Source organism: Frankia sp. Cppng1_Ct_nod (genome assembly GCF_920656135.1).
Taxonomy (GTDB): Bacteria; Actinomycetota; Actinomycetes; order Frankiales; family Frankiaceae; genus Protofrankia; species Protofrankia meridionalis.
Genome location: NZ_CAKKTK010000125.1, coordinates 1 through 2859, shown reverse-complemented (window position 1 = coordinate 2859; position 2859 = coordinate 1). Strand labels below are relative to the sequence as shown.

The 2859-nt window shown below is 68.3% G+C and carries 4 protein-coding genes and 1 pseudogene; 4 read left to right on the top strand and 1 reads right to left on the bottom strand.

Features of this window, described 5'->3' with window-relative positions:
• The 3 genes and pseudogenes from NBW77_RS21360 to tatA all read left to right on the top strand — a co-directional run.
• Positions 1-512, top strand: a 512-nt coding sequence (locus NBW77_RS21360) for a TM2 domain-containing protein (protein WP_250280231.1), incomplete at its 5' end; no start/stop codon positions are given.
• 67 nt (positions 513-579) lie between these two features.
• Entirely contained in the window at positions 580-957 is a 378-nt protein-coding gene (locus tag NBW77_RS21355; protein ID WP_250280232.1) for a DUF2752 domain-containing protein, read from the top strand.
• Positions 958-1244: 287 nt separating this feature from the next.
• A pseudogene (gene tatA / locus NBW77_RS21350) lies at positions 1245-1409 on the top strand (Sec-independent protein translocase subunit TatA); the annotation flags it as partial.
• Between the two features lie 109 nt (positions 1410-1518).
• On the opposite strand, the gene NBW77_RS21345 reads toward tatA, so the two are convergent.
• Positions 1519-2103: a TerD family protein gene (locus NBW77_RS21345; protein ID WP_131747277.1), complete on the bottom strand. Its 585-nt coding sequence runs from the start codon at positions 2101-2103 to the stop codon at positions 1519-1521.
• Positions 2104-2365: 262 nt separating this feature from the next.
• Between NBW77_RS21345 and NBW77_RS21340 the strand changes: the two genes are divergently transcribed.
• Positions 2366-2859 (top strand): LCP family glycopolymer transferase (locus NBW77_RS21340; protein WP_250280230.1); only part of this gene is annotated, 494 nt, incomplete at its 3' end.

Genomic DNA, 2859 nt, shown 5'->3' with positions numbered 1-2859 from the left:
AGCAGGGTTACGGGCAGCAGGGTTACGGGCAGCAGGGTTACGGGCAGCCGGGTTACGGCCAGCCGGGGCAGCCGGAGTACGGCCAGCCGGGGCAGCCGGAGTACGGCCAGCCGGGGCAGCCGGAGTACGGCCAGCCGGGCCAGCCGGGCGAGCCCGGTTACGGATATCCAGGCGCTCCGGAGTACGGCCAGCAGGGTTATGGTCCGCCGGTCTACGGTCCGCCTGCAGCGGCATATCCAGGCTCGGCCGGTTATGGTCAGGATCTCTATGCCCCGTTCGGCCGTCACCCGGTGACCGGTGAGCCGTACTCGGACAAGCAGAAGATCACTGCTGGAATTCTTCAGCTTTTCCTGGGTGGGGTCGGGGCTGGCCGGTGGTACCTGGGTGACACAGGTATCGCGCTCGCCCAGCTCTTCACCTGCGGGGGGCTCGGCATCTGGGCATTGATCGACAGCGTGATGATCCTCACCGGGAACGTCCGTGACAAGAACGGGCGGCCGCTGCGTGACTGATCGATTCTACTTTCGCGCGGTTCGGTCCTGTCGTTGCCCGGCCGGGAACACCGGCCGTCACCGGATGATGATCGGCGTGGCCGCCTGCGCGCTGGCGGGGATCGGCTACCTTGCCGGCGCCGATCCCCACGACCCGGCTACGTTCATGCCACCCTGTCCGATCAAGCTCGTGACCGGGCTCGACTGCCCGGCCTGTGGCGGCCTGCGCATGGTGCATGACCTGCTGCACGGCCGGCCGAGGGCCGCCGTGCATGACAATTTCTTCCTGCTGGTGTGCAGCCCGGTGCTGCTCCACCTGCTCTGGCGGCAGGCTCGCGCGGTCCGGGACAGCGAACGGGTCGAGGTTTCCCGGTGGCTCGCCTACGGCCTCGGCGGCGCCGCGGTGGCCTGGATGGTCGTGCGCAACCTTCCCGGATGGCCACTGATCCCCACGACCACCGACTGATCGGCGGCCCGCGGAGCGACGTTTCGTAGGCAGCGACATCCCAGGAGCGGCTGCGTCGCAGCCCGACGTTTCCGTCGCCCGGAATTTGCCGTCCGGAGGTATCCATTCACGGATGGCGTGGATCATGCGCTGAGCTGTGTGGATGTGTTGGGGCGACATGCCGGCGCGGTCCGCCCGCCGGATGTCCCGCGGTCGGGGATCCCGCGGTCGGGGATCACAGCCCGGCGTAGCATCGAATCAGCCGGACGGACCGGTGGACCGGCCAGGTCTATCGGAGGATGGCTGTCATGCCGGATCTGGGTGTCGGCGAGCTTTTGATCATCGCGTTCATCGTGGTGCTGTTGTTCGGCTCGGCGAAGTTGCCGGACGCGGCCCGCTCGCTTGGCCGCTCGTTGCGGATCTTCAAGGCGGAGACGAAGGGCCTGCGCGAGGACGGTTCGTCCGCGGGCCCCGAGTTGCCGTAGGCTGCGTCGCAGCAGGCGGCACGGGGTCTCCGTGATGCCGAGTCAGTCAGTGCCCCGTCCCGGTGATGCTGAAGTCCCGGTGATGGGGTAGCCGTGGTCAGACGTCGAGGCCGTACTCGCGGGCGATCCCGGTCAGGCCGGTGGCCCTGCCCTGCCCGAGTGCCCGAAACGCCCAGCCGGCGTTGTCGCGGGTGACTTCCCCGAACAGCATCGCGGTCTCGGTGGCGGCCTGGGTGGTCAGATCGTAGCGGGCGAGTTGGGTGCCGCTGTCGGCGTCGAGGACCCGGATGTAGGCGTTGCGGACGTCGCCGAAGCTCTGTTGCCGGTCGTCGGCGTGGTAGATGCTCACGGGGAAGACGATCCGGGTGATGCTCCGGGACAGCCGGTCGAGACGGATGTCGATCTGTTCGTCGTCGCCGACGGCACCATCCGCTTCGCCGGTGAGGTTGTCGCCGCGGTGGACGATCTCCCCATGCGGGGTGGAGAGGTTGTTGAAGTAGACGAAGAAGTCCCGCGACGGTGCCCGGCCGTCCGCGGTCAACGCGATGGCGCTGGCGTCCAGGTCGAACTCGGTTGACCCGGTGAGGTCGGGGTCCCAGCCGAGACCCACGGTGATATGGGTGAGCCCGCTGCCTCCCGTCCGCAGAGAAACCTCAGCACCCTTCGCCACATCGATTCCCACAGCGTCCCCACTCTCCGCCGTTCGTGTGCCCCGGCCGGTAACGAAACCACGCATCTGTTCGCACGGACGGCGAAACGGCGCAATTGGTGGCGAGGCCTCCCGCGCATGCGGTCAGCGGCGTTGGCGAGGACGACGTGCGGGGGCGGCCTGGACGTGCGGGGGCGGCCTGGACGTGCGGACCGCCCCCGCCCGCTATCCGTCCGCTATGGCACCTATATACGATCGGTGCCGGATCGGGTGGAGACGGGTAGGAGAGGCTGGTATGAGCGACATACGACAGCCGCCGCCGACTCGTGAGGCCGTGCTGCCGGCCGGTATCGATCCTCGTGCCCGAGTTCCGGGCGGCTTGTCGGCCCGGCGTGCCTCCGGGATCTTCTCGAGGTTGCTGAAGGTGATGCTCGCAGGGTTGTCGACCGTCGTCCTGGTGGTGAGCGTCGGCGGTTGGGCGCTCTACAACCATCTCGACGGAAAGATCAACAGGGTGGATCTCGACCTCGCCGGCCAGCGGCCGGCCACCCCGGTGCACGGCGTCGAGAACTACCTGCTGGTCGGCACCGACAGCCGCGCCGGATCCGACGGCGCCTACGGCGACGCACCGGGCCAGCGTTCGGACACGACGATCCTCGTCCATCTCGCCGCGGATGGCAGCAGCACGATGGTCTCCTTCCCCCGTGACACGCTGGTGACCATTCCCGAGTACACCGACGCCAAAGGCCGCCGGCACGCCGCGCATCGGGCCAAGTTCAACTCGGCCAT